The 25,673-nt window shown below is 32.7% G+C and carries 24 protein-coding genes; 9 read left to right on the forward strand and 15 right to left on the reverse strand.

What is annotated here, in order from left to right:
- The first annotated feature begins 46 nt into the window (after window positions 1-46).
- The 3 genes from AC5LXI_RS01750 to AC5LXI_RS01760 are packed head-to-tail and all read left to right on the forward strand — an operon-like array spanning window position 47 to window position 3,024.
- Complete coding sequence (locus AC5LXI_RS01750) at window positions 47-1,024, forward strand: ABC-three component system protein (RefSeq protein ID WP_464320117.1); 978 nt, start codon at window positions 47-49, stop codon at window positions 1,022-1,024.
- The gene (locus AC5LXI_RS01755; RefSeq protein WP_493443269.1) at window positions 1,008-1,256 is read left to right on the forward strand and encodes an ABC-three component system middle component 8; all 249 of its coding nucleotides are present in this window, start codon (window positions 1,008-1,010) and stop codon (window positions 1,254-1,256) included. Before AC5LXI_RS01750 ends, AC5LXI_RS01755 begins: the two co-directional genes overlap by 17 nt.
- Window positions 1,243-3,024 (forward strand): DUF2326 domain-containing protein, encoded by a 1,782-nt coding sequence (locus tag AC5LXI_RS01760; RefSeq protein WP_493443270.1) that lies wholly within the window; start codon window positions 1,243-1,245, stop codon window positions 3,022-3,024. Before AC5LXI_RS01755 ends, AC5LXI_RS01760 begins: the two co-directional genes overlap by 14 nt.
- Window positions 3,025-3,036: 12 nt before the next feature.
- Here the strand turns inward: AC5LXI_RS01760 and AC5LXI_RS01765 are convergent, their stop codons facing one another.
- The 10 genes from AC5LXI_RS01765 to AC5LXI_RS01810 form a co-directional block, all read right to left on the reverse strand.
- Window positions 3,037-3,354, reverse strand: a complete 318-nt coding sequence (locus AC5LXI_RS01765) for a helix-turn-helix domain-containing protein (protein ID WP_493443271.1) — start codon at window positions 3,352-3,354, stop codon at window positions 3,037-3,039.
- Window positions 3,355-3,410: 56 nt separating this feature from the next.
- Window positions 3,411-4,112, reverse strand: a complete 702-nt coding sequence (locus AC5LXI_RS01770) for a transposase (RefSeq protein ID WP_493443272.1) — start codon at window positions 4,110-4,112, stop codon at window positions 3,411-3,413.
- Window positions 4,113-4,344: 232 nt separating this feature from the next.
- Window positions 4,345-4,941, reverse strand: coding sequence for a hypothetical protein (locus tag AC5LXI_RS01775; RefSeq protein ID WP_493443273.1), 597 nt, complete (start codon window positions 4,939-4,941; stop codon window positions 4,345-4,347).
- Window positions 4,942-4,953: 12 nt separating this feature from the next.
- Window positions 4,954-5,721: a PDDEXK-like family protein gene (locus tag AC5LXI_RS01780; RefSeq protein ID WP_493443274.1), complete on the reverse strand. Its 768-nt coding sequence runs from the start codon at window positions 5,719-5,721 to the stop codon at window positions 4,954-4,956.
- 111 nt (window positions 5,722-5,832) lie between these two features.
- Window positions 5,833-6,300, reverse strand: a complete 468-nt coding sequence (locus AC5LXI_RS01785; protein ID WP_493443275.1) for an STY0301 family protein — start codon at window positions 6,298-6,300, stop codon at window positions 5,833-5,835.
- A gap of 97 nt (window positions 6,301-6,397) precedes the next feature.
- Window positions 6,398-7,261 (reverse strand): pyridoxal kinase PdxY, encoded by an 864-nt coding sequence (gene pdxY, locus AC5LXI_RS01790; protein WP_493443276.1) that lies wholly within the window; start codon window positions 7,259-7,261, stop codon window positions 6,398-6,400.
- Window positions 7,262-7,275: 14 nt separating this feature from the next.
- The gene (locus AC5LXI_RS01795) at window positions 7,276-8,556 is read right to left on the reverse strand and encodes an MFS transporter (protein ID WP_493443277.1); all 1,281 of its coding nucleotides are present in this window, start codon (window positions 8,554-8,556) and stop codon (window positions 7,276-7,278) included.
- A 163-nt stretch (window positions 8,557-8,719) separates the two neighbouring features.
- Entirely contained in the window at window positions 8,720-9,556 is an 837-nt protein-coding gene (locus tag AC5LXI_RS01800; protein ID WP_493443278.1) for a PRD domain-containing protein, read from the reverse strand.
- A 14-nt stretch (window positions 9,557-9,570) separates the two neighbouring features.
- Window positions 9,571-11,037 carry a glycoside hydrolase family 1 protein gene (locus tag AC5LXI_RS01805; RefSeq protein ID WP_493443279.1) on the reverse strand — a complete coding sequence of 489 codons (1,467 nt, stop codon included), beginning with the start codon at window positions 11,035-11,037 and terminating at the stop codon, window positions 9,571-9,573.
- A 12-nt stretch (window positions 11,038-11,049) separates the two neighbouring features.
- Window positions 11,050-12,912 carry a beta-glucoside-specific PTS transporter subunit IIABC gene (locus AC5LXI_RS01810; protein WP_493443280.1) on the reverse strand — a complete coding sequence of 621 codons (1,863 nt, stop codon included), beginning with the start codon at window positions 12,910-12,912 and terminating at the stop codon, window positions 11,050-11,052.
- Between the two features lie 801 nt (window positions 12,913-13,713).
- Here AC5LXI_RS01810 and AC5LXI_RS01815 point away from each other — a divergent pair.
- From AC5LXI_RS01815 to AC5LXI_RS01825, 3 genes are read left to right on the forward strand one after another with little or no spacing between them, the layout of a single operon-like run.
- Window positions 13,714-15,618, forward strand: a complete 1,905-nt coding sequence (locus tag AC5LXI_RS01815) for a beta-glucoside-specific PTS transporter subunit IIABC (RefSeq protein ID WP_493443281.1) — start codon at window positions 13,714-13,716, stop codon at window positions 15,616-15,618.
- Window positions 15,608-17,029, forward strand: coding sequence for a glycoside hydrolase family 1 protein (locus AC5LXI_RS01820; protein ID WP_493443282.1), 1,422 nt, complete (start codon window positions 15,608-15,610; stop codon window positions 17,027-17,029). The genes AC5LXI_RS01815 and AC5LXI_RS01820 overlap by 11 nt, the downstream gene beginning before the upstream one ends.
- A gap of 5 nt (window positions 17,030-17,034) precedes the next feature.
- Window positions 17,035-17,874 (forward strand): PRD domain-containing protein, encoded by an 840-nt coding sequence (locus AC5LXI_RS01825; RefSeq protein ID WP_034901038.1) that lies wholly within the window; start codon window positions 17,035-17,037, stop codon window positions 17,872-17,874.
- Between the two features lie 719 nt (window positions 17,875-18,593).
- Here the strand turns inward: AC5LXI_RS01825 and AC5LXI_RS01830 are convergent.
- The 5 genes from AC5LXI_RS01830 to AC5LXI_RS01850 all read right to left on the reverse strand — a co-directional run bounded on the left by AC5LXI_RS01830 (window position 18,594) and on the right by AC5LXI_RS01850 (window position 22,157).
- Window positions 18,594-19,136: a D-lyxose/D-mannose family sugar isomerase gene (locus tag AC5LXI_RS01830; protein ID WP_493443283.1), complete on the reverse strand. Its 543-nt coding sequence runs from the start codon at window positions 19,134-19,136 to the stop codon at window positions 18,594-18,596.
- 92 nt (window positions 19,137-19,228) lie between these two features.
- A complete protein-coding gene (locus AC5LXI_RS01835; RefSeq protein WP_493443284.1) occupies window positions 19,229-20,323 on the reverse strand; it encodes a PTS fructose transporter subunit IIC in 1,095 nt (364 codons plus the stop codon).
- 20 nt (window positions 20,324-20,343) lie between these two features.
- Window positions 20,344-20,655, reverse strand: a complete 312-nt coding sequence (locus tag AC5LXI_RS01840; RefSeq protein ID WP_493443285.1) for a PTS fructose transporter subunit IIB — start codon at window positions 20,653-20,655, stop codon at window positions 20,344-20,346.
- Window positions 20,656-20,702: 47 nt separating this feature from the next.
- Window positions 20,703-21,158, reverse strand: a complete 456-nt coding sequence (locus AC5LXI_RS01845) for a PTS sugar transporter subunit IIA (RefSeq protein ID WP_493443286.1) — start codon at window positions 21,156-21,158, stop codon at window positions 20,703-20,705.
- A gap of 126 nt (window positions 21,159-21,284) precedes the next feature.
- Complete coding sequence (locus tag AC5LXI_RS01850; protein WP_493443287.1) at window positions 21,285-22,157, reverse strand: ketose-bisphosphate aldolase; 873 nt, start codon at window positions 22,155-22,157, stop codon at window positions 21,285-21,287.
- A gap of 214 nt (window positions 22,158-22,371) precedes the next feature.
- Between AC5LXI_RS01850 and AC5LXI_RS01855 the strand changes: the two genes are divergently transcribed.
- The 3 genes from AC5LXI_RS01855 (at window position 22,372) to AC5LXI_RS01865 (ending at window position 25,495) form a co-directional block, all read left to right on the forward strand.
- Window positions 22,372-23,136 (forward strand): DeoR/GlpR family DNA-binding transcription regulator, encoded by a 765-nt coding sequence (locus AC5LXI_RS01855; protein WP_493443288.1) that lies wholly within the window; start codon window positions 22,372-22,374, stop codon window positions 23,134-23,136.
- Between the two features lie 367 nt (window positions 23,137-23,503).
- Window positions 23,504-24,373 (forward strand): fructokinase ScrK, encoded by an 870-nt coding sequence (gene scrK / locus AC5LXI_RS01860; RefSeq protein ID WP_493444230.1) that lies wholly within the window; start codon window positions 23,504-23,506, stop codon window positions 24,371-24,373.
- 786 nt (window positions 24,374-25,159) lie between these two features.
- Entirely contained in the window at window positions 25,160-25,495 is a 336-nt protein-coding gene (locus tag AC5LXI_RS01865) for a hypothetical protein (RefSeq protein WP_493443289.1), read from the forward strand.
- Window positions 25,496-25,673 lie beyond the last annotated feature (178 nt).

Raw genomic sequence — 25,673 nt, forward strand, 5'->3', positions numbered from 1 at the left:
AAACACAGCTATAATGTTTGAAATTTTAGCACTAAGGAATACGTACATGGCAGTATATAGTTATGAAAATATGAGTGATGATCAATTTGAAAAATTAGTTGTTGTTATTTGCCAATGTATTTTTGGTAAATCTGCTCAAGGATTTGCCAAAGGTCCTGATGGAGGCCGAGATGCTAAATTTATTGGGAAAGCTGAATTATTTCCAAGTAAAAGTTCTCCTTGGGATGGAATAACAATTATTCAAGCTAAGCACACCAATGGCTATAATCGTAATTGCTCTGAATCTGATTTTTATAATAAAGAAAATAAACATAATCCAAACTCGGTTATTGGTGCTGAACTTATTCGTATTAAGAAGCTAAGAGATAATAATGAGCTAGATAATTATGCTTTATTTACTAACCGTCGCTTAACAGGTAATGCAGAAAGTGAAATATGTAAAACGATTTCAGAATATATTAATGTTAATATTGCTTCAGTAAAAATTATAGATATTAATCAAATTGAACTTTACCTGAAATGGTACCCAGAAATAGTTAAAGTTGCTGATCTGGATCCTATCGATAGTCCTTTAATTGTTAGTCCTGATGATTTAGCTGAGGTTATACAAGCTTTTGCTAATCAAGCTAGTTCTGTAATAAAAAAAATTTCTGATAAAGATATTAAACGCACTTCTTATGCTAGAAAAAATGAACTAAATAATATGACTGAGGCGTATTCTAATGAACTAAAACGGCGTTACCTAAAAGATGTTGATGAAATTGAATCTTTTCTATCCGCACCTGAAAATAGTGAATTACGTGAGCGTTATAATTTAGCTGCAGAAGAATTTTGTTTAAATATTATTTCAAAAAGAAAACATTATCAAACTTTTGATGAGGTAATGAATTATTTATCAAAACTTTTAGTTGATAGAGATCCAATCTTAAAGCAAACTAAACACAAACGATTAGTTAATACTATGTTATTTTTTATGTATTGGAGTTGTGATATCGGTGAGAATGAAGATGTTGAGACCAAATAAACATACGCACCCAGATAAAACTATCATTAATATGTCTTTTTTGTTGCTTTCTTATATTAAGAAAAAGAGACTAGAAAAGTATGATAGTTTATTGGAATATGCTAAGAAATCTATTGAAGGTGGTCACGTTTTATTTTTACCAGCTCTTAATCTTCTTTTTCTATTAGGCTTAGTTGAGTATCACGCCAAAACTGATTCAATTGAATATGTGGGAATAAATGAAACTATCTAAATTATATTCAAATAAACCCGATTTGTTTGAAACAATTTTTTTTTCATCAGGCTTGAATGTCATTCAAGGCGAGATTCGTTTACCTGAAAATAAGGGAAAAGATACCCATAATCTAGGTAAATCGATATTAGGTAAATTACTTGATTTTTGTTTTTTATCCAAAAAAAATGCTAACTTTTTTTTATTTAAACATAAACAATTGTTTAACCAATTTGTGTTTTTTTTAGAATTGGAATTAGAAGATAAATCTTATATTACTATTCGACGAAGTGTCTCTAATGCAACTCGTATCAATATAAAGAAACATAACGATTCACATCAAGATTTCACTCAATTAACGCATTGGGATCACGAAAATTTGCCATTCGAAAAAGCGAAAGGGATTTTAGATAGTATACTGAATTTTTATTGTTTAAAACCATGGCATTATCGCAATATTCTAGGCTATCTATTACGATCTCAAGATGATTACCGTGATGTTTTTCAATTAGAAAAATTCGCATCTAAACATAAACACTGGAAACCCATTCTTGCTCATATTCTTGGTTTTAATTCTGATTTAATAGAAAAACATTATGAACTCGAATCTCAACTTAACGATGCACAAAATAGAGAAAAATTAGTAGAACAAGAATTGGGTGGCTCAATTGAAGACATTAGTCAGATTGATGGGCTTTTATTATTAAAACAACAAGATGTTAATGAGCGACAACGACTATTAGATAAATTTGATTTTCACTCAGTTGATCAAGCAAAAACAAAAAAGATAATTGATGAATTAGATTTAGAAATAGCTACATTGAATAAAAAACGATATTCATTAGAGTTCAATCGAAAAAAAATAGAATTATCTTTAAAGAAACAACAGATATTATTTGATCCTAATGAGGCTGAAAACTTATATAGAGAAGCGGGTATACTTTTTCCAAAGCAGTTAAAAAAAGATTTTGATCAACTTATCACATTTAACCGCGCTATTACAGAAGAACGAAATAAATATTTAAAAGAAGAACTATCATCCATAAAAAATGAGTTAAAAAACATTAATCAGACCTTATTGCAATTAGGAGAGGAGAGAATACAAACTTTATCATTTTTATGTGAAACAGATGTTTTTGATAAATATAAACAAATATCCAATGAGTTAATTACTTTGAAAGCTGATATCAGCTTTTTAGAAAGACAAAGAGAATTTATTCATAAGTTGCAAGTCTTGAGGTCTGAAATTAGGCAAATAAGAGAACAATATCAAAACATTCAAATTGATATAGAAAGAGATTTAGAAGAGCAGAATAAAAAAGAGACAAGTTTGTTTTCAGAAGTAAGGCTGTATTTTAGTCGTATTGTTGAAGATGTTATTTCTCGAAAAGCATTACTTAATGTCAAAATTAATCAAGAAGGTCATCTAGACTTTAGTGCTGATATTTTAGATGAAGCCGGTCGCTCAACAAGTGCTGATGATGGTCATACTTATAAAAAGTTATTATGTGTAGCTTTTGATTTAGCTATATTGCGTGCTCATCTTAAAGATAATTTCCCGCGTTTTGTTTATCATGATGGAATATTTGAATCTTTAGATGATAGAAAAAAGGTTAATCTTCTTAATGTGATAAGGCAGTATTCTGATTTTGGCCTCCAACAAATTATTACTGTGATTGATTCAGATATTCCACTTGATAATGATATCTTTTTTAATAACAATGACATCGTATTGGTATTACATGATGAAGGGATGCAGGGAAGGTTATTTAAATTACCTTCTTGGTAATTAAATACTTTATTATGAGCTTAAATGTCTCTCTTGATGATTATTGTTAAAGCAATCTATCGAGTTAGTATGATTGTTGTTTTGTTGGGATATTAAGGCTCGTTTGGGTTCTGATGGTTTTAATCCAAAACTGGATAAACAGGTGCGACTAAAACGTGCCGCGTCGGCAAATCCCATATCATTGGCTAATGTGGTTAGATTGAATTTTGTATCAAGATGATTAATGACATCTCGTAGTCTTTTCCATAAAAGATAACCATGAAAATTAATACCTAAATTAGCACGAAATATATGTAAAAAATGGCTTTCTGAAAGATAAACTTTTGCCACAAGTTCTTTCGATGAAATTATAGATGTTGCCTTTATTTTTTACAATTATATTAATATTATTTTGCATTAATATCTAACCAGGTTTGACGATAACGCTGGCGTCGCTTTGTTCGGCAATAGTTAACTAAAAGTGTAAATCCTTGTTCTTCCATCAATGTAAAAAAATAGCGCTGCCATTTAGCTGCGGTATTGGTATTAATGTCTAATTGTTGCTGAATGGTTTTATATGTTTCACCTTGGAGTAATAAATCAATAAACGGCAACCATCGTTCATGGTGAGATAACTTATTAAGTTGATATTTTTTCAGTGGATTAAAGGTTCGTCGACAGGTTTTACAACGGAAATTAAGCCGATGGCCAATGCGAATAGTATTCAAAGAGTGGCAATAATCGCAAGGCATGACAGACGTCTTAAGTAGTCCAGTAAGCCACGACTTAAAAGCCTTAGCTTGCTGAAAAACTTCTGTTGGTTTTGCTTGAGCAAGGTTAAGAATCGCTTGATAAAGATCTGGTTCATATTGTGCTAACAACTGACGAATAACATTATCCCACCGCCGTGCTGCTCGTGCTGAAAGGTTAAACTTATCTGCAATAAAGCTATGTGGTTGATTGCTTAACGTCATTGGCGCAATATTTATGAATAATGAAGCTGGTTTAAAACGTCGACATAAAGGCGTTGTCGCCACCAAATCCGGCAATGCTAGCAAAAAACGCTCAGCGGCAAGATGTTGCTCAATCGGTAATAGAGAATGATACATTATCGTTGTCCTTTTGATGGCATAGACTCCTTAATTATTTTTACAAATAATATGGTTGAAGGTACTGCAAAGTCTAAAAGATTTTATTTAAAAATAAGAATCGTCACTAAAGCGATTATACCAATTGTGCTTTATTCCTATTTAATCTACACACTAAACTAATACATATTATATAGCCTTGTATATTAATATATCGCTAGAGTTTTTAATTATATTGATAACTTAAATTAAATCAGTTTATTAGTTCTTTGTATATTTTATCTATAGCTGGGAAAATATTATTTAAACAATTTAATGCTTCATTGATAGGATCTTCAAGAACAGTATCCATATCATTAGGATAATTCGCTACTAATTCATTTATATTTTGCGTTATAGGTATAAATAAATTTCGACCATTATAAACAATTTTTGTATTATTTTTTTCAAATAAACTTCGATTATTGTCATAATGTTTTTTAAGTTCTCTTTGCCATTCTTGCCGTTTATATTTATTGCCGTAAGAAAAATACCAGAAAAGCCCTAATTTTGTATGTTCAGTACCATTTAAATAAGATAACCAACTGATATTTTCATTCTTTATATCATCATCTAAATCAAACGTAAAATAGGAAAGAGCTTTATCCCAATTTTCTGGGTAAAATATTTGAGATTTTGTACTCCAAAATTTACCTTCACACTGCCAACGGTTTTGGTTTGCCCAATCAAGAATATACTTATCTATACGATTAAATATAGTTTCCTGAATTTCATCTAATATACCGTTTGTTTGCTCAATCATTTTTAAATTTTTAATGATTAATTGATAAACTCCATTATTTTCTGACATTATTGCCTCCGTTTATTGAAACATTCTTTTTATATAAATACAGTATTGATTGAGAACTTTTTGTAGAAATGGGCGTGAGTTTTGGATGGCTGAAAATCGCCTTAGTAATACGGCGATTTCTTGCCACGATAAACAAATCACTTTATTTAACATTGAGTTATAATCATCATCTTGTTGATCCTTAGGTTGTCTACCATCTTTGGTTAGAAAGATTAATTCCCAAGGTTTATTTTTATTCTGCGCAGATTCTTTTTTGCCTAATCTATAATATCTAATTAATTGGTTATTGGTTTCGGATGCTTGCACTTTTGCTTCTATAAAAATCAGAAAGCGTTCATTTGCTATTTTAATATCAACGCGACTACTTTTTTCATCTTCATCACTTTTATAATGTACTTCAGTAGAGGTATAGTAAGGAATATTGATATCGTCTTTCGTTATAGTGAATTGAAATTTCGAGCGATTATATAAATAATCGATAAAGTAGTGGAAAAATTCATTACCAAAACCGTGCGATCCTTTATCATCTAATAACCATGATAGAACATTGCAGTGTTTTACTTCATCAAAGCCAATACAACAAATATCCCAAATATTAATTGCATAACCTTCATTTAAATAGGTTTTATAATGTGATTCAAATTGCTCGGTAAACGCAATAAACTCATTGCTATTAATAGTAGGTTTTATTGTTACATTAGGATGATATTTTAGTTTCTTCCATTCGTTAAAATAGTTAACTAAATGATTGTATAAATGTTTATTTGATGCAGTATTCAACTACTATTCCTTCCATTTCTATCCAATTTTCTTTTTTAGCTAAAATTAGTATTATTTCTTATTACAATTGTATTTAAATAAGTTAAAGCGCTTAATATTAAACAGTGGAACTTACTCCACTGTTTGCAATTTGCTGGTACTACAGATAAGTTTGGCTGTTATGTGTTGATTTTTATCATTTAAATAATCCGCCCAGCAACTTTTCATCGATGGATCGATTTTTTTTACTAATTGGACTTCATCGCCATTATAGCTACAACTAACGTAGTTTCCATTTTCATCATAGGCTGAATTGATTTGCCAAGTAAGGTCATGTTTTTTGCCATCAATAATGCCAATTTCAGGTTTTAATTGAAATAATTTAACTGGCTCATCGGAATAAACACCAATACCACTGAGTAGTAAACTACGGTTTTTTTTCATTGAAACTTGCCAACCCTCAGGAGTTGCTTCAAGTTCGGGATGATCGGATTTAATATTGATTCGGGTTGGGCAATCAAGTTCATAAGCAGTAGCTACTCCAATAGTTGCCAACCACGCTATTACAATCAAACTAATATTTATTCGGTAACCTTTCATATCATACATCCTGTTTATATGGCATATTAATCTATTATTAGCGCTTTTAATTAATTATGCCAATAATCTAGATCAAATTATTTTTAAAATGCTGTTTTTATAATAATGGTGTTGCTCGATACTGTAAATCAGGTTTTTTTAGCCAGTCTTGTGAATCAATAATCGCTAGTTCTCTAGCCTCTTTTTGTTTGGTAACAGCTAATACGTGATTCGCTGCATTGGCGGCTAGTTCAAATGCATTTAATTGTGATTTGCCATTAATTAAATGAGCAGTGAACAAACTACAGATTAAATCGCCAACACCTAATGGGCGATAAGGAAAGTCATATAATGGTCGTGCAAGATGATAGTTTTGCGATTTGGTCGCCAAAATCATCTCAAACAACTCTGTGGTTTTGCCAGCATGAACTAGATTTTTAACTAATACCGCTCGGATAGGTTGATTTTGCAGTTTTTTAATTGCTGTTTGTACATCGCTAAAGGTTTTAATTTCGATATTCGATAATATCTGTAATTCTAATAAATTCGGCGTAATATAGTCTGCGTGTTTAATCGCTTGCTTAGTGAAAAAATCAATAATATTTTGCGGTAGCGAACTCCCTTTATTAATATCTCCGCCCATAACCGGATCGCACACATAAATGGCGTTAGGGTTATAATATTTTATCTTTTTTACTGCTTCGATAATTTCTTCACCTTGTTCGGCAAGGCCAATGTAACCTGATATGACGGCATCAATTGATTTTAAAACGCCAATTTTTTCGAGACTATTTACGATCCGTGTAATTTGCTGAGCCCCTAATACAATACCATCATAATCGGGATAAACCGTGTTACTCGATAGTTGTACTGTGTGGATCGGCATGACTTCAACGCCTTGTAATTGCATGGCTAATGTGGCAACTTTGTTGCCTGCATAGCCATAAACAACATTAGATTGAATTGATAAAACGGTTTTCATAAGTAGTTGCCTTTTTATTCATCATAATAGTGGTAATGGCTTAAAAGATAGATGCTGATAATGGATAGCACTGCTAATCCGCAATAAAATAGCGCTAATGGTAACCAATAAGTTTGGTAGGTAAAGATAATATAACCCCCGATCAATGGAATAAGGCTACCAAAAATAGCTGCGCAACCTTGATAGCTCATGGATAAGCCGGTATAGCGAATTCTAGCAGGAAAAATTCGGCTTAAATAACCCGCTATTACGCCATAGAAACCACTGTAACAGATCACATTTAATGAAATACCAATAATAAAACTGGTTTTTGTTCCTGCTTGAATAATTGGGAATAACAAAAATACGGATGCCATCGCTAATATTGCTGAAATAATTAAAAAGCGTGTTGCTGAAAACTTTTCTGAAAAATAAGAGATAAATGGTTGCGCAATAAAGTGTACCATTGCAATCCAAAATAGTGCATCAACGATGATCTTCTTCTCAACCCCTAGTGCCATTGTGGTATAACCAATCATTAGCGTATTAGAAAAAATACCACTAAATGACAGTACATTGGCGCATATAGCTAATACCAGTATTGGCGTTGCCCGTTTAAATACCTCAATAATTGGCACAGACTCTTTTTGTTTCAAGCTAGCTTGCTTTTTAGCTGATTCGATAAATACGGGTGACTCGGTTAAGGTAATTCTGGCAATAATTCCAACAATTAATAAAACAAAACTGACTAAAAATGGGATGCGCCAATAACCGCTATCTATAAGTATATCAGTAGGCAAACTAATGATATAAGAAAAAACCAATAATGCGAGGATATTACCAGCCGGACTACCCCACTGAGCAAACGATGAGAAGAAGTTTTTTAAGCCTTTGGGAGCATGTTCATTGGCCATTAATACTGCGCCACCCCATTCACCACCGACAGCAATACCTTGTAAAATACGTAATCCAACTAACAGTATCGGTGCGATGATTCCTGCTTGTTGATAAGAGGGTAACAAACCAACACACGTTGTAGCAATCCCCATTAACAGCAAGGTGATAATTAGCGATTTTTTTCGCCCTAATCGATCGCCAATATGACCAAAAATTATTGCGCCTAATGGTCGAGATAAAAAACCAACTGCAAATGAGGCAAACGCCCCTAAAACTTGCACAAATTGATTATCAGAAGGAAAGAAAAGCTGACCAAAAATTAAGACTGATGCTAACGCATAGATATAAAAATCATACCATTCAATGGTAGTACCAATAAAAGCAGCAAAAGCAACTTTTTTAGCAGATGAATTGGGCATAGTTAGACCTTGGCAAAGCCAATAATGAATGTAGTTAGTTGAGACAAAGAAACTAACACAAAACCATTAATATCACAATTTGTTATCTGATAAGATAAGAAAAATTATCTAAAAAGGATTGCTTACTTTAGCGTAACCTGTTTAGATAAAAATCAAAGACTATTCATTTGGTATTGCGTATTAGTCTATTAATATGGATCCCCAAATAGACCACCTCATCATCAGATATTGAGCTATGATAAGTTTGATCGATGTACTGTTTTACTTTTTCTGCAATATGCATCGCATAAGGATAAAGCGAGGATATTTGTTGATAAAGATCATTATTATCTTCTTGTAATTGATTATTGGCATAAAATCGTTCTACAAAAAATTTAATATGGGTAATAAAACGGCTATAGTGAATTGATGAGGTATCTATTGGCACGCCGACGGAATACTTCACCAAATTCACTATTGAATTTATCATTTTGGCATATTGAAACGTATTAAGATTTTGCGTGGTCGTGGTTTGAGCGTTAATGAGATGAAATGCAATATTACTCGCTTCTTCTTCGGGAAAAGCGAGATCATATCTGGCATTGAGTAACTCAATAGCTTGCTTAGCGATATTAAACTCTTGCGGATAATAATTTTTTATTTCCCAATATAATTTATTGGGTATAAACAGACCTTGCTTAACTCGTTCAACCGCAAAGTAAATATGATCTGTCAGTGTTAAATAAATATTATTATTCAGTTTTCTGTTTAAGTTGTTTTCAGCTAATGTGATAATTTCTTTGGTTATCTGAAAAAATTGAAAAGGGACTTCTTTCGCTAAATCGGTGATATAGGAAAGTTTAATATTTTTTTCTAAAAATATTTTATCCACTCGCTCATCATCAATGGTATCACCAGGCTTTTTACCAAAACCAATGCCTTTCCCTAATACGATTTTTTCGATACCCTCTTCTTCAACTAAAACGACACTAGAATTTAATACTTTTACCACCAAAATCATTATTCACACTCCAGCTATTTGTCGTAAATAGCTTTACCATTGGTTTCAATCACTTTTTTATACCAATAAAATGATTCCTTTTTATATCTAGTTAAGGTGCCATTACCTTCATCATCTTGATCTACGTAGATAAAACCATAACGTTTGGACATCTGCGAAGTACTGGCGCTGATTAAATCTATTGGTGCCCAACTGGTATAAGCGATTAAATCCACGCCTTCATCAATGGCTTCTTTCATTTGTTTAAAATGTTCTTTAAAGTATTCGATTCGATAATGGTCATGAACGGTGTCGCCCTCTAACTTATCAACCGCGCCAATCCCATTTTCGACGATCATCATTGGAATATTATAGCGGTCATAGAGTTCAATTAGTGAAATTTTTAACCCTTTAGGATCGATTTGCCAGCCCCACTCTGTGGATTTTAAGTAAGGATTTTTAACACCGATAATTGTATTACCGGGTATACGGTCAGCATCAGGATTTGTCGATTCAGCTTTTGACATATAGTAACTAAAAGATAAGAAATCGACGGTATTTTGTTTAAGAAGTTGCTTATCGCCCTCTTCAAACTTAATATCAATTCCTTTTTGTTTTAAATTGGTCAATATCAGTTTTGGATATTCGCCTTTAATTTGCACATCTGTATAAAAGTAATTGTCTAAGGTTTTTTGCAACGTCAATTCCACATCCTCTGGCTTACACGTCAATGGATAAGTGGTTAATTTAGTGAGCATACAGCCTATTTTACAATCTGGGATTTTTTCATGGGCGATTTTGGTAACCAGTGCACTTGCTACAAATTGATGATGTAAAGCTTGATAGATATCTTGTTCAAGCTGCCCGTCTTTACATTTATCCGGAATAATTCCGGCTGTGGTAAATGGGTGTCGATAAATACTATCTATTTCATTAAAGGTTAACCAATATTTTACATAAGCGCCAAACTGGTCAAAACAAACGGTAGAAAAACGGACAAAATCATCAATTACTGAACGTTTTACCCAACCATTATATTTAATACTTAATGCTACTGGCATTTCATAGTGCGATAACGTAACGATTGGCTCTATTGAAAGTCGTTTCATCTCTTTAAAGACATTTTTATAAAATTCAATTCCTTTAGGATTAGGTGTAAGTTCCTCACCAGTAGGAAACAGCCTTGTCCAAGCAATGGATAAGCGTAATGTCTTAAATCCCATTTCAGCAAAAAGCGCTAAATCTTCTTTATAACGATGATAAAAATCAATACCTCGTCGTTTAGGGTAATTTTTATCAGAAAGATCGTTTATCGCAGCCATTACACCTTCACTAGTTACCGCCACATGCGCAACATAATCTTTGACATCAACATTTGGTTTATACGTTGCCATATCCGCAACAGAAAGTCCTTTGCCGTCAATATTCCATGCGCCTTCAATCTGATTGGCGGCTATCGCTCCGCCCCATAAGAAATTATCTGGAAATGCTAAATTCTTCATATGTTACTCTCCTTAGCTTAATATCTTTGGCTTAATTTCTAAAATAGTATCGTCGTTAGTGACTTGTTTATTTTCATTAAAAGTAGAAATAGTATAGTCTTCTGGATTGGTGATTAAAAATATTACAGTAGGATCTAGTTGTTTATTTTTGATGATGTTGATATCAAATTTAATTAAATCATCACCAATATCGACAATATCGCCAACATTAACCAGTGTCTCAAAGCCATCTCCATTGAGTTGTACCGTATCGATTCCTATATGAAAAAGCAGATCAGCACCATTATTTAATTTAATACTCAATGCATGTTTAGTATGGAATATCATAGCGATAACCCCTTTACAGGGTGATTTTAAAACGCCATCATTGGGAATAATACCGATACCTTGACCAACAATACCAGTAGAGAAAACATTATCGTTAATTTCCGTCATTGGTATCACTTTACCCTTAATCGGGCTTCTAATTTGGATAACTTCATCTTTAGTCATATTTTTAGTGTTGTTATTTATCTTTTCATCATCAATCTCAACACTATCTTTGAATAGTATGGCGGAAAGAATAAATGCCACTAAAAACGATATCCCTAAAGTCACAAATGCCCAGACTATGTTCATCGCATTGTCTTTATCAATGTACATGGTCATACTGGCTAAACCTGGACCTACCAGAACAAATGCTTTTAATAAAATAATGCCAGCAAAAGCGCCACCAATTAAACCAGCGGTCATCACGCTATAAAGAATTTTTTTATTTACAATTGTCACACCATATAACGCAGGTTCGGTAATACCAAAAAGAGCCGATAATCCGGCAGATAAAGCAATCGATTTTAATTTACTATTTTTAGTTTTAATACTTACGCCAAAACAAGCACCTGACTCGGCAATATTATGTGCTAAAGAAGCCGGCATATATAACATTTCACATCCAGTTTTACCCATTGCATCAATGGCATAAGGCAGCATTGCTTTATGCATGCCGGCAACAACCATAAATGGGAGTACCGCGGCTAATAATCCGGTGGTAATCCATGAAAAATGGGTATAAAAAAATATAATAAATTTAGAAAATATCACACCGGCGTTATAGCCAAGGGGACCAAGTAACAGTAGTGAGACCGGTACTGTTATGATTAAACTCATCATTGGCACAAAGAACAGACGAATAACTTTAAATGAATATTTCGTGAAAAATTTTTCAACAACAGAATAAAAAAGGATGGTTAAAATGGCTGGAAATATTTGAAACGCATAATTGATATTCTCTAAAGGCAAAGAGAAGAGGGTGCTGTCTTTTTGTAGTAGAGCTACCATATCAGGAAGGATTAATGCACTTACCGCGGATGCCGCTACTAATGGATTCGCTTTTAGTTTATTCGCGGTGGTAAATGCGACCAGTATCGGTAAAAAATATAAGGGCGCACTACCAATTAATTGCAAAATTTTATAGTTCGATCCATTCTCATCAATCAATCCGAGCATGGCAAACAGTATTACAAAAGATTTCAACAGACCGCCGCCAGCAATTGCTGGAATTAATGGTTGAAAAATTGAAACAAGAAAATCGAGTAAAATAGCACTTATTTTTTTCTTGCTATTAGGCTGATGGTTAACGCTATTTTCGTTAATGTTGCCAATTAATTTAATTATTTCGTTATAAACTTCAAACACATCATTACCAATAATTATTTGGCATTGAACGTTTTGCCGTACGCCTATAACACCCTCAATTTTTTCTAAAGCCGGAATATTAATCAGGTTATCATCTTTTAAGGTAAATCTTAGCCTTGTTGCACAATGTTCTAAATGCGCGATGTTACTTTTGCCACCAATATTATCTAGAATGGTTTCCGCTATTTTTTGATAATCCATTACTATCTCCTATTGCTTTTGTTAGTGGTAAAAAAAAAGCAGAACCTAATAAAATGCTGTTTTACCTACGCAATTTATTAAGGTCCTGCCTGCTCTACCAGTCACATGCCTGTTTAATAGCATACAAACATACAATTGGCGTTGAGTCAATTTTGATTTAGAAGAACTGTGAACTAGATCTCAATCACTACCGCAGAATAACTGTTAAGTTAACTAATTGTTTTAATTTATTAAGATATGAAGTAAATAAACTATAAAAGAATCATTTACGAAGTTAAAAATAAAGGACAGAAGATTAAAGATAGAATCTGTCCATTTTAGGTTTTGATTGGAGTAGAGGATCTTGGTTACTTAGATATTAATATACTGGTTCCGGTAAAGGGTATTCAACACCATTATAACGTAATGTGTATTTTCTTTTTGCTGATTTAGTTATCTCTTCAATACATTCCCCTAAAGATGATTAGTGATTATTCACAGTGGATTATTTGGGTTATTTTATTCAATAAAGAGTTCAATTGATTGTACAAAACTGAAATTGAAAGCACCTTAAAAATTAGTAAAAATATTAAAGTTCACGGTTAATTAACGTATAGCAATGTAATTATTTAAGTTGTATAAAATAAGATATAGATCACATTTCTTGAATTTTAATTTGAAATAAATATTAGTTATATATACTATCGGATCCATTAAGGCATGTTACTGATTTAATTCAGGCAGGACCAAAACAAAAACTTATCTAGAAGGTGAGTTTTTGTTTTGGTCTTTTTTTTTGGATCTTTTAGAGTGAGTGTATATATGGATTATCAACAGTTAGGAATACAAATTTTGCGGTTAGTTGGGGGAAAAGGTAATGTTAATTCCTTGACTCATTGTGCAACTCGTTTACGGTTTGATCTTTTTGATAAAAATATCGTTGATTGTGATGCAATCATGAAATTGACTGGTGTTATTAGTATTGTAGATAGTGGTGGGCAGTTCCAAGTAGTGATTGGTAACGAAGTCCAACAAGTGTATCAAGCTATTAGTCAGAATTTATCTAACCAAGAACATGGCAAGGTAAGAAGCAAAAAGAAAGAAGGGATACTTTCATATATTATTGGCATTATATCCACTTCATTTACTCCTGTAATTCCTGCATTAACTGGTGCGGGGATGATTAAAGCGTTATTAGCTATATGTAAGTTAATGGGGGTGTTATCGCCAGATAGCCATACCTATTATTTGTTGGATATGTTGGCTGATGCGGCATTTTTCTTTATGCCTATTTTGTTAGCCTATGGTGCTGCAAGTAAATTTTCGTGTAATCCTATTTTAGCTATGACTATTGCAGGTGCAATGTTACACCCCAATTTAGGAAAATTAATGGCGTTGGGTCAAGATGTTTCTTTTATCGGTATCCCGGTTAAATTAGCCGATTATGCAGGTTCTGTATTACCTATCATTATTACCGTATGGGCAATGTCTTATATTGAGCGCTTTGCTGAAAAAGTGACTCCATCAATGATAAAATTTTTTATCAAACCAATGATTATTCTATTGATAGCAGGGCCATTAGCATTAGTAATTATTGGTCCATTTGGCATCTTACTAAATGATTTAGTTGCACAAGGGGCGGGTTATATAAATAGTAAAGCTAGTTGGTTAATTCCAATGTTAATGGGCGGATTACAGCCATTTTTAATTATTACCGGTACAGCTTGGGCAATGACACCAATTGCAACAGGACAATTAAGCCGTAATGGTTCTGAAATGATTAATGGCCCTGGTATGCTAGCCTCAAATATAGCACAAGGTGCAGCTACATTATGTGTAGCAATCAAAACTAAAAATAAAAATCTAAAACAACTTGGGTATTCTGCTGGTTTCACCGCATTATTAGGTATTACTGAACCATCATTGTATGGCGTAACCTTAAAGCTAAAACGCCCATTAATCGCTTCAATGATAGGTGGTGGAGTTGCTGGCGTTTATGCAGGGGTATCTGGATTATTACGTTATGCTTTTGTATCACCAGGATTAGCTGGTTTACCTGCTTTTATAGGCGATAATCCGATGAATATTGTTCATGCTCTGGTGACATGTTGTATTGCGATAGTCGTAACATTTGTATTGACATGGTTTATGGGATTTGATGATCCAATTGATGAGGATGATTTGATTAAAACTATTGATACAGAATCAACATTATCTTCAACAAATAACCCTGTCGCTGCTGATTTGAGTAATGTTATCTTAAGCAGTCCTTTAACAGGAAAAGTAATACCATTATCAGAAGTAAAAGATGATGTTTTTTCAAAAAATTTGATAGGTGATGGTATAGCCATTGAGCCTAATCAAGGTAAAGTTGTTGCACCAATTAGTGGTAAGGTTGTTAGTTTACTTGAATCAAAACATGCGATCGGTATAAAAAGTGATCAGGGTATTGAAATTTTGATCCATATAGGACTAGATACCGTTAAGTTAGGTGGCCAATTTTTTACAGCTAAAGTTGAACAAGGTCAGCGGGTTAATATTGGTGATGAGTTAATTGAATTTGATTTAGCTGCTATCAATCAAGCTGGTTATATGACAACTACCCCAATAATTATTTTACATTCAGATCAGTATTTTGTTGAAAATTTTAAGAAAAATATGGTGGCAATAGGTGATGATCTGATATTAGTTAAAAAAGCAAATCAAGGTGATAATCATGCTCTATAAAACATTAAAACCGTTTCCTCAAAATTTTTTATGGGGAGGATCAACATCGGCTTATCAGTTTGAAGGGGCATGGGATGAAGATGGAAAATCTCCGTCAATTGTCGATATGTATTGTCATCCTGAAGATGTAGCCGATTTTAAAGTAGCAAGTGATCACTATCATCATTATAAAGAAGATGTACGGCTTTTTGCCGAATTAGGCTTAAAAGCCTATCGTTTTTCTATTGCTTGGACGCGTATTATTCCAGATGGTATTGGTGACGTTAATCAACAAGGATTAGATTTTTATCATAACTTAATTGATGAACTTAAACGTTATGATATTGAACCGATAGTAACTCTATATCATTTTGATTTACCCTATAAATTGGACAAACAAGGTGGATGGAGCGAACGCTCAACCATTGATGCTTTTGTCCGATATACTGAAGTTCTATTCCAAAATTTTGGTAAAAAAGTTAAATATTGGTTAACAATTAATGAACAAAACACCATGATTCTTCATCCTGGTGCAATTGGTGTTCCTGAAAATGGTAAATTACCAGATAAGAAAACACTTTATCAACAAAATCACCATATGTTTATCGCTCAGGCTAAAGCTATGCAGCTATGCCACACTCTTTGTCCCAATGCTAAAATTGGGCCAGCATTAAATATTACTTCAATGTATGCTGAAACTTGCCGACCTGAAGATGCTATTGCTGCTCATAATTGGGAAACTATTCGATGTTGGAGTTTCCTCGATACCGCTATTTTGGGGCGTTATAATGCGTTATTTTTAAGTTATTTACAGGATAGAGGACTTTGCCCAACAATTTTGGCAGAGGATCTCGTTGTATTAAAAAATGCTCAACCTGATTTTATTGCCATAAATTATTATTCAACAGCAACAATTGCCGCCAGTAAAGGAAATGCTTCCGATATATCAGCCAGAGCTGGCGATCAACAAATCATGCTGGGTGAACAGGGCGTTTATCGAGCAGCGGAAAATCCTTTTGTCGACAAAACGGCTTATGGATGGGTAATTGATCCTGTTGGGTTAAGATTAACCTTAAGAAAAGTTTATGAACGTTACAATTTACCCATTCTAATTACTGAAAATGGCATTGGTGCTCCAGATAAACTTAATGCAGATAATACTGTTAACGATGATTATCGCATCGACTTTATTAGCCAACATATAACCCAAATGCAATTGGCTATCACTGATGGTGTTGAACTTATTGGTTACTGCCCATGGTCTGTTATTGATGTGGTAAGTACTCATCAAGGTTATGGTAAGCGTTATGGTTTTATCTATGTAAATCGTGGCGAATTTGATTTAAAAGATATGAAACGTATCAAGAAAAAGAGTTATTTTTGGTATCAGAAGTTAATTAAGGCTAATGGGCAGTTGGATAAATTGACGTAACCGTTATGATAACATTTAAAGTTGATAAAATTTTAAATAACAGCCTAGTATTATCCAAAAATAGTGATAATAACGAGGTGATCCTGATGGGAAAAGGGATCGGTTTTAATGCTAAAGTTGGTGATCTGCTTGATGCTGAGCAGATTGAGAAATGTTTTGTTTTACAACAAATAACAGATATTCAAGGTTATCTTAACTTAATTGAATCATTACCTGATGATTACATCGAGTTAACGAGATTTTTGTTAGACTATGCGAGCAAAACATTACAAACTACCTTTAGAGAAACGCTATTTTTTACCTTATTAGATCACCTCAATTATGCTATTGAAAGATATTATTCAGGAGTGGTTATTCAAAATCGCTTGTTATACGAAGTGAAAAGCTTTTATCCTAAAGAGTTTGAAGTTGCAAAGTACGGCATAACCTATATAAACCAACGTCTTAATATTAGTTTACCTGAGGAGGAAGCCGGTAACATAGCCTTTCATTTAGTTAACGGCCAATCACATCAACAAACTATGCAGCACACGTTATTGTCCGTTAAAATGTTGAAGGATATATTCAATATTATTCAATTTAATTTTGCAATTCGAATAGATAAACAATCGTTACATTATTCACGCTTTTTAACTCATATGCAGTTTTTTATTCAGCGTATTTTTGAGCAGAAGCAGCTACAATCTGATAATGATTTTGTTTTTCAACAGGTGATTAGGCAATATCCAGATGAGTTTAAATGTGCAAATGTCATTAAAAAATATTTAATCAATCAGCTTAATATCACGATTTCAAATGAAGAAATCCTCTATTTAATACTACATATCATTCGTATTGTACATTAAATCAAGCAAACAAAAGTCAGCTTTAATGTGTATATCGATAATTAATACCAAAATGAAAGATTATTGCTAATAATCGTTGTGCAACTTTATCATTTGCTTTTAATATTCGATGGTTAATTGTTCATTTAGATCTGTTTCAATATTCTGCAAATATGAAACAATCGGTAAATCAGCTTCAGCCCAATCAAGATTATTTAGTTCATTAATATCTAGCCAACAAATTTTATTATGTTCTAAACATATTGGATCATTATTAATTAGCTGACAAAGAAAATTTGTTGGAAGGTAGCTTTAAAAATGTTTTTCAATACTATCAAAAAATAAATAGGTATATACCTTTCGAATAATAATTAAAGAAGTTTTTTAAACAGTTTAAACTGGCTACCAATAGGATAACGTTTTAATTTGATTAGATTTTACAGATACAATGTTGTTAATATGATTTATCGGTAGTTATTTTTTTAACACAGCAGTACTTTTAATCTGGATTGCTTGTCTTTTGTTTTTAGATTGATTGCTTAATGTAATTGTTAATAGTCAATAGTCAGATTTAGTTAGTAGCTAATGTTATTAATCTGTTGGTTACCTAATGTGTATAGGGTCTATTTAATCTTATTTTTACGGATAATTATGATAAATAAACCCTTTATTATGGTTGTTCTTAGGTTGCTTTATAGTACGGTAAAATTTAAGTCATTATCATGACATGTTCATTTCACTTATGTGATTTGGTCTTGGCAAACTCTATTGATATTTGGGTTGGTAAAAATATCAAATTCATCATAACTGGTTGATGAGAATTCACTTATTACAGCACCTTCAGGCCCAGCTTTAAACCAATGTTTAATATTTGGGTCGATGGTATATTGCTCACCAGGGAGTAATTCAATCTCTTGGCGAGCAGTGTAGTATTGTTGATTACCACCCTGTGGTAAAGTACAAGATATACTGCCTTTATTTTCACCTTCAACATATAAATATACTTTACCCCATCGACAACGAAATGTTTCTTGTTTTCCTCTGCTGTCGTTGATGTCAGGATGTCGATGTTCAGGGCAGGTTTGGTTAGGTAGTAATACCATTTCTTTGGCACAATATCGGTCAGTATTAATATAAATAATTAAATTTAAACCTTCATTTTCAATATTATTTAAACCGAAATCAGCAAACTCTATATTATTTAACTCTTGTTCAGTTAGAATAAGTTGAGATTTTTTATATAACTCTTTGACATTATTCTTATAATCTTCACTAACTAACATAATACACCTCATATAACTAAGTCTATATTTAGTATTTAGATGGCTATGGTTTAATCGATAATGTCTTGCATAACCATCCAATTTTTATAGATTTAGCTGATTTTTATTGAATCTAAGTCAATATCTTTCTCGTCATCAATAGTGAGTTCGTTATTATCATCTAGATTGACTCGTTTTTTCAGTACAAATAATATAATTGCGGTAGCAAGTGAGCCAGCCATTAAGGCAATAAACCATTGGATAGGATTGACCATTGTCACCATTGCAAATAGCCCACCAGCAGGTGCTGGTGTCGCACTACCACATGCCATACTAATTGCACCACCAACAGCACCACCAACGCCAGTTGCTATTAAACATCTGAGTAAGTCATTAAAGATAATCGGATAACAACCTTCTGTGATTTGGCAGACCCCCATTGGAAATGCCGCTTTTAATGTTTCAACTTCATTGTTGGTATAAATATTTTTAGAAAATATTTTTTGCATAAAGTAAGCGATTGTCATACCAAAAGGCGTTACCATTGAGGCTAAAATCATAACCGCCATTGGTTCATAACCATTTGGACCTAATGAAAGTAAAAACATGACCACGGTTTTATTGATTGGGCCACCATAATCAATTCCTGAAAGAACACCAATAATTAATCCATATACAATTTTTTCACTCGTATTAAGATTTTTTAAGTAGTCCATAAGTAATTCAGTGAATGCAGCAATTGGGGTGCCGACAACGTAGTACATTATGAGACCCATGGCAAACGCCGATAATAAAGGAATAATTAAAACTGGTCTTAGCCCTTCCGCCCAATGTGGTACTTTAATTTTCTCTCTGAGAAGTAAAGCAATATAACCAGCAATATAGCCACCGATAAAACCACCGATAAAGCCTGCGCCGATATTAATCGCAATTAGTCCGGTCAAAAAACCGGGAGCAATACCTGGTTTATCAGCGATTGAATAAGATATACCCGTAGATATAACCACCGGTAACATTCCAAGAACCAGAACCCCCATTGTTGAAAGCGCATCAACTAATCGGAAATCATCATGGAAACTATTCATTACTTGCCCACCAAATAAACTACCTATAGCAAGACAAAAACCAGCACTGACAACAATGGGTATTAAATATGATATAGCTGTTAGAGCATGACGCTTTAACTCTATTAATTTGAACATCTTCATGTGCAACCTCACCTGTAAGATTATTGAGAAATAGCTTCTTCGATCTTCTTAATTAATTTATTGGGGGACTTTATGGCAATTTCTGTGGGGACCTCAATGATTTTTTTGTTGGCAAATCGTTCTCTTCCAGATACTTTTACATCAATAGCTAATATAACAATATCAGCACTTTGAATTAACTCATCGGGAATTTCATCTTGTACGCCTATCGTACCTTGAGTTTCAATATGTATGTTATGCCCAGCATTTTTGGCGGCAGTGATTAATTTTTCCTTTGCAATATAAGTATGTGCAATTCCTGCGGTACAGGCAGCGATTCCAATAATATTCATAGCCTTTGTCCTATTTTTATTACAATTCCTTGTTGATAAATTTGTTATTAGTAACTAGTGAAAATTTGTTTAATTTCCTGACTATCATTTGCTTCTAACAATCTATCAATAACATCATCATTACCAAGCTTACCGGCTAGTTGTGCTAACAACATGAGATGTTCATTCGCACCGTCATTATTAGCGCTGACCGAAAATAAAAATATTAATTTAACTCCTTTATCATCAAGAGTTTCCCATTCAATTTCTTGGTTGAATTTCCCGATAGCAATACCATTTCGTAGTACGCTATTGCTTTGACCATGAGGAATTGCAATATAATTACCTATACCTGTTGCTCCCAATGATTCTCTATAATAGATATCTTCCAGAAATGAACTAATATCATTAATATAGCCAGCATTAAGTAGTTTCTCTGATAAAATCAGTAATGCTTCATTTTTATTTTTTGCATCAATATTTGTGGCAATGACTTGTTCATCTAAAATTTTATTTAATGACATAAACTCTTCCTCTTATTAAATGTAATAATCCGTTGCTTGTTGCCGGTCGACAATTAACCGGCTTTTAGCTTACATTTATTAATATGAACAAGCATTTAGCTATTTGTTCTTATATAGTCTTAAAACTTATCGATAATATAATGATGCTTTATTATCTGCTTTAAATAATTTAATTTTTTGCTCCGCGACTTTTTGCGTTTCTAGCATGCAAGGTGGGAATAAAACATTAGGCTCTCTAATCTCGTTATTGCCTCCATTTAACATCTCGCGTAATTTATTAGCAAAACAGATTTTTATATCACTAGAGATGTTTATTTTGGCAATGCCTAAATCTAGCGAAGCAGCAAGTTCATCATCAGCATTACTAGACCCCCCATGAAGTACTAATGGGATTGAGACCAGCTTATAAATTTCTTCTAGAATATCTAAACGTAATTTAGGAACTAAGTGTTTTGGATAAATACCATGTGATGTACCAATGGCTACCGCAAGAGAATCAATTTTTGTTTCTTCAACAAATTCTTTGGCTTTTAGTGGATCGGTGTAGATAATTTCACTGGCTCCCCCTTCCACGGTAGAACCGGTGTCACCAATGGTGCCTAACTCTGCTTCCACTGACACGCCAACGCTATGTGCTAATTTTACGACTTCTTTAGTAATTCTAATATTTTCATCAAATGGTTGATGTGAACTGTCTATCATTACTGAGGTGAAACCCAATTGAATGGCATGGGCGACTTGTTGCATGTTGGCGCCATGATCTAAGTGAATACAAATAGGGATTTTACTGTGATTAGCTTCATAAATAACTTGACTGATAAAACTATCTTTTAAGAAAGCAAGTTCATCAGGGTGAATAGCCATTATAAATGGTGCGTTAAGGCGTTCAGCCGTTTCCATGACTGCGGTAAGTAATTGCCCACTACCCGCATTAAAAGCTGGAACAGAAAATTTATTTTTTCTTGCTATATTTAGCATTTGTTTACCAGTGATTAACATAAACTACTCCTTAAATTGCTATTATTAACATTTTTCTTTTTTTCTTTTTCTTCTCTTTCTTTTATTATTTTATTCTTTCTTATCGGTGTCAATTGTTTTTTTTATTTTCTTTTTATGGCTGTTTTGTTTTCTTATGTTTATTGGTTTTTTTTGTTTTATTTTATTTTGTTTTTTGTGTATTATTCAGATAAATCAAAATTTAAGGTAACTAATTATGTTTGCTGAAGAAAGACAACAGATTATTTTGAAAACAGTAATAGAAAATAAATCGATTACTGTTAAAGAGTTAGCCGCGTTATTAGACGTATCAATGCCGACTATACGTAGTGATATTGATATAATTTGTGCAAATTTTCCTGATATAGAGCGAACACATGGCGGGATTGTGTTATCGAATAAATTTATACATCAAACACCTTATGAAGAAAGAAAAGCTCTCAATTTGAAGGAAAAACAGAGCATTGCTAATTTAGCGATATCTTTAATTAAACACAAAGATACAATTCTTATTGATTCTAGTTCAACAAGTAATGAAATCGCCAATAAATTAATAAATATTAATATCAAAATTACGATTATTACTACCGGTATCAATATCGCAATTAAGTTAAAAGAAAATCCGAATTTAACGGTTATTATCATTGGCGGTGTTTTAAAACCAAAATCAAATACCATACAAAACTCTTTTGATGATAGCGTTATTAATGCTTTTAATATTGATAAGTTTTTCTTTTCAGCTTCAGGTGTTTCACTAAAAAACGGGTTCTCTGATTATAATTACAATGAAGTTGTCGACAAAAAAAGATTTTTAGCTAAATGCCAACAATCTATTGCGCTAATTGATTCAAGTAAATTTAATATTGATTCAAAATCTAGCTTTGCTCAATTGAAAGAGGTCGATTATTTAATAACAACTCAAGCTGTCGATAAAATGGTTATTGACCAATATAAAAAGTATGTAAAAGTTCTAACAGCTTGAAGATAAAGAGAGTTTAAGATGGTTTGGTTTAACAATATGAGGGCTAAAGAGCTGCTCTGCTATGTTGGTGATATTAAAAAAATTGTTGGCGTAATGAGAGCCATTTTAGTCGAATCAATTTGCTGAAAATAAATATATTCTCGATATTCAACCTGATTTAGGCTGACCAATGAATAAGCAAAAAGGTGGATTGATTTAAGTACCATTAGAGAGCTTTATCTGGTGGCTCTATTTTGATGTAGCTAATATATAATATACAAAAATAATGTAAGGTATTTTGATGATTACTAGGATGAAAAATTTACATTTTAATTTAGTTAGCTGCTAGTTCTAATTGAATGTAATGAATAATATTTAATGGAGATAAATAATGAAACGATATGGTAGTGTTGAGGCGGGAGGCACCAAATTTATTTGTGCTGTTGGTAATGAAAATAATGAGATCATTATTAGTGAGGTTATACCAACCACAACTTATGAAGAAACAATAAAAAAGGTCATTGTGTTTTTTGAAAAAAATCGCGTTGATGCTTTAGCGATAGGTAGTTTTGGGCCAGTAGATCTTGATATTTCTAGTGAGCAGTATGGATGTATATTAAATACCCCAAAACAGGGTTGGACTAATGTAAATATTGTTTTACCAATACAGAAAGAACTCAATATACCTATCTTTTTCACAACGGATGTTAACTCAAGCGCTTATGGTGAAATGTATTTAAACTCATGTAATAATTTGGTTTATTACACAATTGGCACTGGAATTGGAGGAAGCGCTATTCAAAATGGTATATTTATAGGTGGTGTCGGTCACCCAGAAATGGGGCATCAATTAATAAAAAAACATTCGTTAGATGTCAATTTTAAAGGTGTTTGTCCATTACATGGTGATTGTTTAGAAGGGCTGGCATCAGGACCAAGTATTGAAGCAAGAACGGGTAAAAAAGGCCAAGAATTAGATGCTAGTTCAGATGTTTGGGATATTCAAGCATACTATATTGCTCAAGCTATTTTGAATACGACCTTAGTGATTAGACCTGAGTTAGTCATTGTTGGTGGCGGAGTAATGAGCCAACATCACATGCTAGATCGAATAAAAATGCATTTTAAAAAATTGTTAAATAATTATGTTACCATTGAAAATATTGATAAATATGTAAAAACCCCGTCAGTTGAAAATAATGGTAGTGCAACAATAGGTAACTTTTTACTCGCCAAAAACTTATTAATTAAAAATTAAATTATTCGCATTATATATAATTAGGTTGTTATTTCTTCAGGAATAACAACCAACTAAGTAATATTGTCATCTTCTCCTTTAATTATCCACCTTCACTAGGCTACGACTAGCAATGTTATTAGCTAAATTAGCTTTAAATGATTATACTGGTGAATTAAACGCATCCTTAAATTGAGTATTTATAAAATTAGTTTAAATGAAATATTTTATGCTAAAACATAGAGCATTCGAGGAAATTACAGCAACAATCTGATTTATTTATAGGATCTATTACTGTAACTATTATCAACATATCTAAAATTATATCTTTGGATGAAACGAGTTGTATGCCAAACAAAATAATTAATCTCAATAATAAGTTATATAAAGATGAGCAATTGAATCGTGACTATCAGGTTACTGATATTTCAGAAAGCAACATAAGAAAACAATTGCCTGAAATATTCAACATATTATTAATTGATAGAACGAATCTACAGCCGATGAGATAAATAATATTATTTGGGCCAATGATAATTATAGCCAATATAACCATATAGCCTATGCACCATCTGCTCAGATAAGACCTGAGTTAATCACCGGTAACATGGCAAAAATCATCATGCCACGGGCGTTAAAACCGCGAGAGCAGCAAAAAAACGAACGAAATCAAAAGCGGAAGTATTTACACCAATTTGGGTTGTGCAAAAACAAAATGATATTCTTGACAAAGAATACGCTAATGATGATTTGGACACTTATATTAAGCGAAAATAGTTAGAAATATCATGTGGTGAAGCGCCGTATATGGTTACTCGCTATGATATGAATTCTGGGCAAATGATACCACTGCAAAAAAGAGTAGGTTTTGTTGATAGGAAACTAAAACGTATCAATGCCGAAATAAATTTGTCTTTAGATATATACACCAGAATTTTTATCAATGACAAAGTAACAACAGATGATGGCAAAAAAGTCTTTATCGGTTATCTATTGGGATATGTTTTAGGGTATCAGTTTTATGAAAATCTTAAAATTATGAACTTTCCTTCTAAAAAATCTAGCAAAGCGATTTATGTCACTTATCCAATCTCAAATACAACAAGTTTTAACCGCTTATTTGATGATAAAAAACTGTGGTAAATACAACAAATTGTAGTCAAAATCCCTGAAACTTTGTTGTATTGTTACTTATGATACCGCTTGAATCCTTAGCTTCTCGACAATGAAAATAGAGCAACAGAAGTAACTTCATATACACCAATATTACCTATTATTTATATCACTACAATCGCATTGGATTTAACTTTTTAGTTAATAG

The sequence above is a fragment of the Gilliamella sp. LMG 34361 genome, from assembly GCF_984569075.1.

Coding starts and splice junctions, on each gene's coding strand:
- AC5LXI_RS01750 (WP_464320117.1), top strand. CDS start 47: ATGGCAGTATATAGTTATGAAAATATGAGTGATGATCAATTTGAAAAA.
- AC5LXI_RS01755 (WP_493443269.1), top strand. CDS start 1,008: ATGTTGAGACCAAATAAACATACGCACCCAGATAAAACTATCATTAAT.
- AC5LXI_RS01760 (WP_493443270.1), top strand. CDS start 1,243: ATGAAACTATCTAAATTATATTCAAATAAACCCGATTTGTTTGAAACA.
- AC5LXI_RS01770 (WP_493443272.1), bottom strand. CDS start 4,112: ATGTATCATTCTCTATTACCGATTGAGCAACATCTTGCCGCTGAGCGT.
- AC5LXI_RS01775 (WP_493443273.1), bottom strand. CDS start 4,941: ATGTCAGAAAATAATGGAGTTTATCAATTAATCATTAAAAATTTAAAA.
- AC5LXI_RS01785 (WP_493443275.1), bottom strand. CDS start 6,300: ATGAAAGGTTACCGAATAAATATTAGTTTGATTGTAATAGCGTGGTTG.
- pdxY (WP_493443276.1), bottom strand. CDS start 7,261: ATGAAAACCGTTTTATCAATTCAATCTAATGTTGTTTATGGCTATGCA.
- AC5LXI_RS01795 (WP_493443277.1), bottom strand. CDS start 8,556: ATGCCCAATTCATCTGCTAAAAAAGTTGCTTTTGCTGCTTTTATTGGT.
- AC5LXI_RS01800 (WP_493443278.1), bottom strand. CDS start 9,556: ATGATTTTGGTGGTAAAAGTATTAAATTCTAGTGTCGTTTTAGTTGAA.
- AC5LXI_RS01805 (WP_493443279.1), bottom strand. CDS start 11,037: ATGAAGAATTTAGCATTTCCAGATAATTTCTTATGGGGCGGAGCGATA.
- AC5LXI_RS01810 (WP_493443280.1), bottom strand. CDS start 12,912: ATGGATTATCAAAAAATAGCGGAAACCATTCTAGATAATATTGGTGGC.
- AC5LXI_RS01815 (WP_493443281.1), top strand. CDS start 13,714: ATGGATTATCAACAGTTAGGAATACAAATTTTGCGGTTAGTTGGGGGA.
- AC5LXI_RS01820 (WP_493443282.1), top strand. CDS start 15,608: ATGCTCTATAAAACATTAAAACCGTTTCCTCAAAATTTTTTATGGGGA.
- AC5LXI_RS01825 (WP_034901038.1), top strand. CDS start 17,035: ATGATAACATTTAAAGTTGATAAAATTTTAAATAACAGCCTAGTATTA.
- AC5LXI_RS01830 (WP_493443283.1), bottom strand. CDS start 19,136: ATGTTAGTTAGTGAAGATTATAAGAATAATGTCAAAGAGTTATATAAA.
- AC5LXI_RS01835 (WP_493443284.1), bottom strand. CDS start 20,323: ATGAAGATGTTCAAATTAATAGAGTTAAAGCGTCATGCTCTAACAGCT.
- AC5LXI_RS01840 (WP_493443285.1), bottom strand. CDS start 20,655: ATGAATATTATTGGAATCGCTGCCTGTACCGCAGGAATTGCACATACT.
- AC5LXI_RS01845 (WP_493443286.1), bottom strand. CDS start 21,158: ATGTCATTAAATAAAATTTTAGATGAACAAGTCATTGCCACAAATATT.
- AC5LXI_RS01850 (WP_493443287.1), bottom strand. CDS start 22,157: ATGTTAATCACTGGTAAACAAATGCTAAATATAGCAAGAAAAAATAAA.
- AC5LXI_RS01855 (WP_493443288.1), top strand. CDS start 22,372: ATGTTTGCTGAAGAAAGACAACAGATTATTTTGAAAACAGTAATAGAA.
- AC5LXI_RS01865 (WP_493443289.1), top strand. CDS start 25,160: ATGGTTACTCGCTATGATATGAATTCTGGGCAAATGATACCACTGCAA.